Raw genomic sequence first — 9350 nt, 5'->3', positions numbered from 1 at the left:
GGAACGGAGAAGGGCGGCACCGGACGGGGTCCGGTGCCGCCCTTTCGGTGGCGTGGCGGGTCAGTCATGCGCGGGGGGGGACGATGCGTTCGCTTCCCTGCGTGTGCTTCGGTACGCGTCGGTGCATGCCGGTGCGCGTCGGCGTGCGCCGGTGCACGTACGTGCACGTACGTGCACGTCGAAGCAGTGACCTTCAGCGGTCCCCGGCAGTCGCGCCGAGCCAGTACCCGAAGCCACGGCGGGTGTGGATGAGGGGCGGGGCCTCGCGGTCCACCTTGCGGCGGAGCCGGGAGACGAGTTGCTCGATGGCGTTGCCACCATGGAAGTCACCCCAGACGTAACGGCCGATCTGCTCCTTCGACAGCACCTTGTGCGCGTTGACTAGGAGGTAGCGCAGAAGGCGGTACTCCGCCGGGGTGAGGCTCAACGCCCGCCCCGCGCGCAGGGCCTGACAGGCGGGGTCGTCCAGGACCAGGTCGCGATAGGCGAGTTCGCTGTCCCTGCGGACGGGCTTGCGGCCGCGCAGCAGGACCTGGGCGCGGGCCAGGACCTCGGCGATGCGGAAGGGTTTGGTGACGTAGTCCTGTTCCCCGAGGCCGACTTCCGGGAGGAGTCTGCCGAGGGAGTCGTACCGGGTCAGGAACAGGACGGGCGGACGGTGGGCCAGGGGGCGGCGCTCCCGGCCGAGGCCCTCCAGATCCGGCAGGGCGAGGTCGAGCACGACCAGGTCGAAACGCTGCTCGGTGAGCCGGGCGACGGCTGCCGCGCCCGACTCCGCCGCGTGGATCCGGTATCCAGCCAACTCCATTGTGGTGGAAAGGAGTTCGGCGACGTCCGGGTCGTCCGCGACGATCAGGACGTGCTGGCCCGCACCCCTGGGGAGCGACGGTTTCTCACTGGCACTGCCGTACGTGGTCAAGGCCATTCGGGTCAGGCTCTTTCCTTACGGGGCGGGTGGGCGCTTGCCGCCGATGGGATGGACAGCACTCTACTACTCTCATTGCTTGACTCAAGTAAGTCGTATGTGTTTGCCTCACTCAAGTAAGGCGACGGGGCCGGGTGATCGGCCCATCCCAGGGAAGAGGGACTTCTGGATGAGCAGCAACGGTCTCGACGGCCGCGGTGTCGTCGTCACGGGAGCCGGTTCCGGCATCGGCCGGGCCGCGGCCCTGAAGTTCGCCGCGGCGGGTGCGAAGGTGCTGGTCGCCGACATCGCCGGGAAGGCCGCCGAGGAGACCGTCGAGGCCATCGCGGCGGCCGGCGGCACCGCCGTCCCGGTCGTCGGTGATCTCAGTGACCAGGCGGTCGTGGACGAGGTCGTCGCGCGGGCCGTGGAGACCTTCGGCCGACTGGACGTCCTGGTGAACAACGCGGGGATCATGGACAGGATGTCCGCCCTCGCCGACGTCGACGACGGCGAGTGGGAGCGGGTCATCCGGGTCAACCTGACCGCGCCGTTCCTGCTCACCCGCGCCGCCCTGCCGCACATGCTGAAGGCGGAGCGCGGCGCGATCGTCTTCACCGCCTCCGAGGCGGGACTGCGCGGCAGCGCGGCCGGTGCCGCGTACACCGCGTCGAAGCACGGTGTCGTCGGCCTGGTGAAGAGCCTGTCGGTGATGTACCGGAAGCAGGGCATCCGGGCCAACGCCATAGCCCCCGGCCCCACGCTGACCAACATCCAGGTCGACGCCGACCGGCAGGCGCACGGTCCGGCGGTCATCGGCGGGCTGATCGGCGCCACCATCGGCAGGCTCGGCACGGCCGAGGAACAGGCCGACGCGATCGTCTTCCTCTCCTCCGACGCTGCGGCCTTCGTCAACGGTGTGGTGCTTCCGGTCGACGACGCCTGGGCCGCCGTCTGACGGACGCCGGCCCGCGCCGAGGGCCCGTCGGCACCGAGCGCCCGGTACAGGGCCACCCACCGAGATCGTCGGGCACCACGAGCGTTTCACCCGACTCCGCAGTCACCGGCCGGGGGCCGGATGCCGGGGGCGCCGGAGAAGGTGTCGTGACGTTCGACGAAATGAGCCCCGACGGCCCGAGTGCGGCCAACTCGGTCCGGATTGGGCGCACATGAGGGTTTCACACATGGAGGATCCTCTGAATCTGAGGATTCGCTGAGCATTCTGTGTACCCCTTACGTAGACGAGGACGCGCATGACCCGTGCCGGATGTCCCGCCGGCTCCGGAGTTGTCCTTGAGAGGCCTGATGAGACGCAACACGCGAAAGAGATCGAACACCGCCCGCCGAGCGGTGGGCGCGGCAGCCGCAGTAGCCATCGGTGCCGGCGGACTGGTGGCGGTCAACATCTACGCCTCGGCAGGCGAGACCAGCACCTCGAAGGGCCCTGCCCAGAACCAGGTGCTCGCGGCCGGAACGTCCACCATCGACTGCCCCGACGTGGGCCAGAAGTTGACGTCGGTGCCGGCTCAGGCGAAGGCTCAGGTCGACCGGGAGCTGGCCCTTCTCGACAAGCAGATCTCCGAGGCGTACCAGCGCCTCTCCACCTCGCAGAGGGCCATTCAGCAGGACCCCAACTTCGCGCAGAACGCGATCGTGGGTCCGCTGAAGGACAAGCGGAAGGCGGCGATCGACCGGATCGCCATCGCCATCGGCCGGGTGGCGGCCAAGCCGCAGGGCCTCGACGCCCTGGCGGCCTGCACGCTGCGCCCCACCGGCAACCAGCCCGCTCCCGCTCAGGGCGGCGGCGCCAACCAGGGTGGCAACCAAGGCGGCAACCAGGGCGGCAACAACCCCAACGCCGGTGTGGCCGGCAACGGGCCCGTCGCGGCGGACTTCGTGGACATCACCAAGGTAAAGCCCAACGTGCGCACGCCCGCCAGGTCGGCGCAGGCGTCGAAGGGCACCTTCGTCACCAAGTGCGGTGTGAACGCCAACAAGCTGTACAACAGCGACAACGTCATCGTCGCGCCCGGTGTCACCAACGGCGCGCACCACATGCACGACTACGTCGGCAACCAGGACAACGACGCCTTCTCCAGCGATCAGGACCTCGCCAAGGCGGGGACCAGCTGCCGGAACAAGGGTGACAGGTCGTCGTACTTCTGGCCGGTGCTGCGGCTCCAGGACGGCACCAAGGAGTTCGACGCCGCCCAGCAGGGCGGCGGCGCCGAGGGCAACACGGGCCGGATCCTGACGGCGAAGCAGGCCACCCTGAACTTCGTGGGCAGCCCCCGCGGCAAGGTGGTGGCGATGCCCAGGCTGCTGCGCATCATCACCGGTGACGCCAAGGCGTTCGTCAACGGCCCCGCCAACGCCAACGCCTCCTGGAGCTGCACCGGCTTCGAGAACAAGGTGCAGTTGAAGGACAAGTACCCGCTCTGCCCCGCGGGCAGCGACGTGGTGCGCACCTTCAAGTTCCAGAGCTGCTGGGACGGCAAGAACATCGACAGCGCCAACCACCGCACGCACGTGGCCTTCGCCGACGCGAACGGCAACTGCGCGGCCGGCTTCAAGGCCATCCCGCAGCTGGTGCAGCGGCTGGTGTACGACGTGGACGCGCCCAGCGTGAAGGACAACGGCAAGACCCGTCCGTTCTACTCGCTGGACAGCTTCCCCGAGCAGCAGCACAAGCCGGTCACCGACCACGGCGACTTCATCAACGTCTTCGACCAGAAGCTGATGAACAAGGCGGTGCAGTGCATCAACACCGGCCGTAAGTGCAGCTGAGTCCGGCACACGGGTGGGGGACGTCGCTCCGGCGACGTCCCCCTCCTTTTTGTTGCTCGTCCAGGATGACGGTGCCGCGGCTGTGGACGGGGCTCCGTCGCACCCGGCGTCGCTGGGTCTCGGCCTCGATCTCGCCGCTAGGGGGTGTTTCGAAAGTCCTGTGCGGTGCCCGCGGTGTCCGGTGCGTGCTCTCGGCGTGCCGGACGAAAGTCCTCGTACTGGACGTACTTGGGCTTTCGGCCGGTGCGGCGAGAGGGCGTGCCGGGCGCCGTGGGTGCTGTGCGGGACTTTCGAAACACCCCCTAGGCCTCCGCCTGCGTAGCTGTGGCTGTCCCCGCCGGCGGCAGCCGGACCGTGAAGGTGGTCGTGCCCGGCTCGCTGGTCAGGGTGATGGTGCCGCCGTGGGCGCGGACCAGGGAGTGGGCCACCGCGAGGCCCAGGCCGCTGCCGCCCCGGTCGCGGCTGCGGGCCTTGTCGACGCGGTAGAAGCGGTCGAAGACGCGCTCCTGGTCGTCGGCCGGGATCCCGGGCCCCGAGTCGGTGATCCGTACCTCGGCCGTGCCGGACCCCACGGCGACCTCCAGGGAGACCTTCGTACCGGGCGGGGTGTGCACGGCGGCGTTGGTGAGGAGGTTGTCGAGGACCTGCCGGAGGCGGAGGGGGTCGAGGCGCAGCCGGATCGGGTCGGAGCCGGTCGCCACGGTCAGCGGACGGTCGGGGTGGCCCGCTCGGAAGCCGTCCGCCGCCTGTCGCGCCAGCTCCGTCAGGTCGGCCTCCTCCAGCCGCAGCGGTGCCTCCACGTCGGCCGCGTCGAGGCGGGCCAGCATCAGCAGGTCGTCCAGGAGGACGCCCATCCGGGCCGCCTCGGCGCGCAGCCGGGCCAGGTGCTTGTCGCGTTCCTCGGGGCTGTGGGCGGCGGCGTACTGGAACAGGTCGGCGTAGCCGCGTACCGACATCAGCGGGGTGCGCAGTTCGTGGGAGGCGTCGGCGACGAAGCGGCGCAGGCGCTGTTCGGCCTCGGTGCGCACGCCGAGCGCGTCGTCGATGTGCTCCAGCATGGTGTTGAAGGCGGTGCGCAGTTCCTCGACCTCGGGCCCGCCGTCACGGTTGTCGTGGCGCACCGGCAGCCGCGCCGAGTCCGTCAGGTCGTGCGAGGTGATGCCGCGAGCGGTGTGCGCCATGTCGCTCAGGGGCTTCAGCCCGCGCCGCAGCATGGCCCGGCCGAAGACGACGAGCGCCATCAGGGCGAGGGCGAAGGTGACGACCTGGACCGTGATCAGCCGGCCGACCGTGTCCTCGATGTCGTCCATGGGCGCGGCGCTGACCAGGACCACCCCGGGCTCCACCTCGCAGGCACGCAGCCGGTACTGGCCTTGGCCCTTGAGGTGCTCGGTGCGGGTGACCTCCATGTCCTCGGTGCTCAGCGCCTTGGCCACGAGGGTGAAGTCGTCGATGTCCTTGGGCAGGTCGCCGGGGTCCTCGGGCTTCTGGAGCACCGGGGTGCCGCCCGAGGTGTCGTACACGGCGTAGTACCAGCGGTAGTACTTCTTCCCCTTGAGGGTGCCGTAGTCGGCGATGCTCTTGGACTGGGCGATCTGGGCGATCTTCAGCTGTTCGTTGAGCTGCGCGGACAGATAGTCGCGCATGTACATGGTCAGCGCGTTGCCGACGACCGCGAACACGACGAGCGCCAGGGCTCCGAGGCCGAGGGCCAGCCGGGTGCCGAGGCGCATGTCGCGATAGCCCTGCTTGAGACGGGTGATCACTCGGTGGCCTGCCGCAGGACGTAGCCGAATCCCCGGACGGTGTGGATGAGCGGCTCGCCGGTGTCGTCGAGCTTGCGGCGCAGCCGGCTGACGACCAGCTCGACGACGTTGGAGCGGCCGCCGAAGCCGTACTCCCAGACGTGGTCGAGGATCTGCGCCTTGGTGAGGACGGTCGGGGACTTGCGCATGAGGTAGCGCAGGACCTCGTACTCGGTGGGCGTGAGGGTGAGCAGCTTGTCGCCGCGGCGGACCTCGCGGGTGTCCTCGTCCATCGTCAGGTCGGCGACCTGGAGGACGGAGCGCTGGAAGGCGGGCCCGGCGCTGCGGCGCAGCACGGTGCGCAGCCGGGCCATCAGCTCCTCCACGGCGAACGGTTTGACCAGGTAGTCGTCGCCGCCCCGGGTGAGGCCGGCGACCCGGTCGGCGACGCCGTCGCGGGCGGTCAGGAACACCACGGGCACCATCGTGCCGGACCGGCGGAGCCGGTCGAGCACGCCGAAGCCGTCCAGGCCGGGCAGCATCAGGTCCAGCACCACGATGTCGGGGCGGAACTCGGCCGCCTGCCGCAGCGCCTCCTCACCGGAGTGCGCCGTGACGGCGTCCCAGCCCTCATAGCGGGCGACGGTAGCCACCAGGTCCGCGATCGGCGGGTCGTCGTCCACCACGAGCAGTCGCACTTTTTCCACGTGCTCATATTGCGCCACCGATCGCCGTGCGCCATAGCCGCTCACAGCCCTGGGGCCCGATCGATAAATACTTGAAAGTTGTCCGACAGTAAAACGACAGCAGTCACCGGAGAAGCTCGTACTCACCACTCGATCAAGGAGCTCTCCCCGTGACCACTGTCCAACACCCCCCAGCGGCGGTCAGCCGCTCGGGAGCGCGTCCCAGAGTGGTCGCCCGCACCGGTCTGTACGCGGTGCTGGCGGCGAACGTCGCCGCGGTGACCTTCCTCTTCGTCCAGGCGGGCTTCGCCTCGAACGCCCTCATCGTGCTGGGCCGCCTGACCGGTCTGTTCGGCGCGCTGCTGATGGCGTTCCAGCTGGTGCTGGTGGCCCGGCTGCCGTGGTTCGACCGGCGCATCGGCATGGACCGGCTGACCTCGTGGCACCGCTGGACCGGTTTCTCGGTGCTGTGGCTGCTGGTCGCGCACGGGGTGTTCATCGTCTTCGGCTACGCCCAGTCCTCGGACCTGGACCCGGTCAGCCAGCTCGTCGACCTCGCCGAGACCGTCGAGGGCGTGCTGCGCGCGATCGTCGCGCTCGGCATCATCGCCGTGATCGGCGTGGTGTCGGCCCGCTTCGCCCGCCGCCGGCTGGCCTACGAGACCTGGCACTTCATCCACCTGTACACGTACGTCGCGGTGGTGCTGGCCTTCACGCACCAGGTCGCGGCGGGTACGTCGTTCGCGTCGTCGGAGACCGCGACGGCGTACTGGTACGCGCTGTGGGGCGTGGCCCTGGCCTCCGTGTTCACGGGCCGGCTGGTGCTGCCGCTGTGGCGCAACTGGCGTCACCAGCTCCGCGTCACCGCGGTCGTTCCCGAGGCCGACAACGTCGTCTCCATCTACATGACCGGCCGCGACCTGGACCGGATGCCCGCGCGGGCCGGCCAGTTCTTCCTGTGGCGGTTCCTGACCCGTGACCGCTGGTGGCAGGCCAACCCGTTCTCGCTGTCGGCCGCGCCCGACGGCAGCCAGTTGCGGCTGACCGCGAAGGCGGCCGGCGAGGGCTCGGCCGCCCTGCGGCACGTCAAGGTCGGCACCCGGGTGTTCGCCGAGGGGCCGTACGGCGCCTTCACCGCGATGCACCGCACCCGGCCCGAGTCCGTGCTCATCGCCGGCGGCGTCGGTGTCACCCCGATCCGGGCCCTGCTGGAGGAGATCGAGGGCCACGCGGTGGTCATCTACCGGGTCGCCACGAAGCAGGACGCGGTCCTCTACGACGAGCTGCAGCGGCTCGCCTTCGACAAGGGCGCCGAGCTGCACCTGCTCTCCGGCCCCGTCAGCCCCGACCTGCTGGCGCCGCGCGAGCTGCTGCGGATGGTGCCGGACATCACCGACCGGGACGTGTTCCTGTGCGGGCCGCCGCCGATGATGAACGCGGTCCTGGGCAGCCTGCGCGAGCTGGACGTGCCCAAGCCGCAGATCCACTTCGAACGCTTCAGCCTGGCCGGCTGAGGACACAGGGACACGAGGACAACACTGTGAAGCGAGCGATACCCGCCCTGGTCCTGAGCGCCGCCGCGCTGGTGCCCGTCTGGCGTTACGCCCCCTCGACCGACACGACGTCGACCGCCGAGCCCGCCCCGTCGGCCTCCGCGTCCACGTCGTCGGGCGCCACCGTGGTCACGGGCCCGACGATCGACACCGAGAAGGGACCCGTCCAGGTCCAGGCAACCTTCCAGGGCGAAAAGATCACCGCCGTGAGGTTCCTCCAGCAGCCGGACCACCCGCAGACCGAGGCGGCGGTGCCGGTACTGATCGAGGAGACCCTGACGGCACAGAGCGCCGAGATCGACACCGTCTCGGGCGCCACCATCACCAGCGACGCCTACCGGGAGTCGTTGCAGGCCACGATCGACGAGAACGGGAAGGCGGCGGCGTCGTCCGACTCGGCAGCGGGTGACTCGGAGGCGGCTGCACAGAACGCGAGCCGGACGGTCGCGGGCCCGACCGTCGGCACCTCCAAGGGCGACGTCCAGGTCCAGGTGACCTTCGAGGGCGACGAGATCGCGGCCGTGGAGATGCTGAAACAGCCGAACCACCCGCAGACCGAGGCCGCCGTCCCGGTGCTGATCAAGGAGACCCTGGCGGCACAGAGCGCCGACCTCGACACCGTCTCCGGCGCCACCATCACGAGCGACGGCTACCGGGAGTCCCTCCAGGCCGCGATCGACGCGAAGGCCTGATCCGGTGCGTAGCGTCGAACACATCATGGGGTTCCCGATCTCGCTGCTGATCGAGGACGAGGAGGCCACCGCCGAGGCCGCGGAGCCGGCGTTCGCGTGGCTGCGCGAGGTCGACGCGCGGTTCAGCCCGTTCCGCGCCGACAGCGAGGTGTCGCGGCTGGACCGGGGCGAGCTGACACCGGAGGAGGTCAGCCGGGATCTGGCCGAGGTGCTGGCCCTCTGCGAGGAGTACCGGGTGGCCACGGGCGGCGCGTTCGACGTACGGCTGCCGGGGCGCGGGCTCGACCCCTGCGCCATGGTGAAGGGCTGGGCCGTGCAGCGGGCGGCGGAGCTGCTGACGGGGCGGGGCGCGAAGCGGCTGTGCCTCAACGCGGGTGGTGACGTGGCGGCGACGGGCGGGCCGTGGCGGGTGGGGGTGCGGCACCCGGAGCGGGCCGACCGGCTCTGCGCGGTCCTGTCGGTGACGGACGGCGCGGTCGCCACGTCCGCCCGCTACGAGCGCGGCGACCACATCCTCGACGGCCGCACCGGCCGTGCGGCGACGGGTCTGCTCAGCCTCACGGTGGTGGCCCCGACCCTCACGGAGGCCGACGCGACGGCGACGGCGGCGTTCGCGATGGGGGCGGAGGGTGTGGAGTGGGCCGCGGCGAGGGAGGGGTGCGAGGTGTTCGCGGTCGACGCCCGCCAAAAGGTCTTCCGGACGCCGGGGTTGCCGGTGGCTGCGTGAGGGCGTCCGGTGGCTGCGTGAGGGTGTGAGGGCGCCTCATGGCTCGGGGGTGCGGGCGTTCGGCGACTGCGGGCAGTTCGTGGCTGATCGCGCAGTTCCCCGCGCCCCTGAAAGGGCCTGCGGCCCCCATCACCGCCTGCACCACCCCGACCACCTGCGGGCAATCGTGCCGCTGGGGCGATGGGGGCACCTCCCGCTCGAGCGAAGCCGAGAGTGGGGGAGGGTGGGCGCAGGCGGCACCCTGTCAGCGCCGGTA

The 9350-nt window shown here is 70.5% G+C and carries 8 protein-coding genes; 5 read left to right on the top strand and 3 right to left on the bottom strand.

Going from position 1 to position 9350, the window contains the following annotated elements:
- Nucleotides 1-193 precede the first annotated feature (193 nt).
- On the bottom strand, nt 194-925 hold the full coding sequence (locus P1P70_RS34195) for a response regulator transcription factor (RefSeq protein ID WP_319244769.1): 732 nt from the start codon (nt 923-925) through the stop codon (nt 194-196).
- Nucleotides 926-1094: 169 nt separating this feature from the next.
- Between P1P70_RS34195 and P1P70_RS34190 the strand changes: the two genes are divergently transcribed.
- Nucleotides 1095-1862 (top strand): SDR family NAD(P)-dependent oxidoreductase, encoded by a 768-nt coding sequence (locus tag P1P70_RS34190; RefSeq protein WP_319244767.1) that lies wholly within the window; start codon nt 1095-1097, stop codon nt 1860-1862.
- Between the two features lie 347 nt (nt 1863-2209).
- Nucleotides 2210-3691 carry a DUF1996 domain-containing protein gene (locus P1P70_RS34185; protein WP_319244765.1) on the top strand — a complete coding sequence of 494 codons (1482 nt, stop codon included), beginning with the start codon at nt 2210-2212 and terminating at the stop codon, nt 3689-3691.
- Between the two features lie 302 nt (nt 3692-3993).
- On the opposite strand, the gene P1P70_RS34180 is transcribed toward P1P70_RS34185, so the two are convergent.
- Together P1P70_RS34180 and P1P70_RS34175 are read right to left on the bottom strand one after the other, a co-directional pair.
- Entirely contained in the window at nt 3994-5457 is a 1464-nt protein-coding gene (locus tag P1P70_RS34180; RefSeq protein WP_319244763.1) for a HAMP domain-containing sensor histidine kinase, read from the bottom strand.
- On the bottom strand, nt 5454-6143 hold the full coding sequence (locus P1P70_RS34175; RefSeq protein ID WP_319244761.1) for a response regulator transcription factor: 690 nt from the start codon (nt 6141-6143) through the stop codon (nt 5454-5456). The genes P1P70_RS34180 and P1P70_RS34175 overlap by 4 nt, the downstream gene beginning before the upstream one ends.
- Before the next feature lie 149 nt (nt 6144-6292).
- Here P1P70_RS34175 and P1P70_RS34170 point away from each other — a divergent pair, with 149 nt between their 5' ends.
- The 3 genes from P1P70_RS34170 to P1P70_RS34160 are packed head-to-tail and all read left to right on the top strand — an operon-like array spanning nt 6293 to nt 9094.
- A complete protein-coding gene (locus P1P70_RS34170) occupies nt 6293-7636 on the top strand; it encodes a ferredoxin reductase family protein (RefSeq protein WP_319244759.1) in 1344 nt (447 codons plus the stop codon).
- Nucleotides 7637-7662: 26 nt separating this feature from the next.
- The gene (locus tag P1P70_RS34165) at nt 7663-8367 is read left to right on the top strand and encodes an FMN-binding protein (RefSeq protein WP_319244757.1); all 705 of its coding nucleotides are present in this window, start codon (nt 7663-7665) and stop codon (nt 8365-8367) included.
- Nucleotides 8368-8371: 4 nt separating this feature from the next.
- Nucleotides 8372-9094 (top strand): FAD:protein FMN transferase, encoded by a 723-nt coding sequence (locus P1P70_RS34160; RefSeq protein ID WP_319244754.1) that lies wholly within the window; start codon nt 8372-8374, stop codon nt 9092-9094.
- The last annotated feature ends 256 nt before the right edge of the window (nt 9095-9350 follow it).

The sequence above is a fragment of the Streptomyces sp. MB09-02B genome, assembly GCF_033794485.1.
In the GTDB taxonomy this organism is placed as follows: Bacteria; Actinomycetota; Actinomycetes; order Streptomycetales; family Streptomycetaceae; genus Streptomyces.
This window is presented reverse-complemented; position numbering and strand designations above follow the sequence as displayed.